The following is a 274-nucleotide window of genomic DNA, read 5'->3' as shown; positions in this document are numbered from 1 at the left end:
AGCGTTCAATGGGATTAAAGCGAGGTAAAAGTGATAAGGCAGATGCATGGGAAATAGCCAACTACGCCTGGCTAAGACGAGAAGAATTGATACCATCAGTTCCTCCAGCAAAGAAGCTAATTGAATTACAACGGATGATGAGTTTACGCGAACAATTAGTCAAACAACTCACAGCGAGTAAGAATCTTTTCAAAGGAATGCAAGAAATAGTTATCGATGAATTAAATGATGTTTCCTTGGGAATATTGAAAGAAAATATGAGCCAATTGGAAAA

General features: G+C 37.6%; 1 protein-coding gene. It reads left to right on the top strand.

What is annotated here, in order from left to right:
- The coding region (locus tag AC23L6_RS13415) for an IS110 family transposase (protein WP_487562985.1) at nt 1–274 on the top strand (274 nt) is incomplete at both ends.

The sequence above is a fragment of the Flavobacterium sp. R1_16 genome (assembly GCF_057652095.1).
Note: the sequence above shows the minus strand (reverse complement) of the source record. Positions and strands in the feature narration are given on the sequence as shown.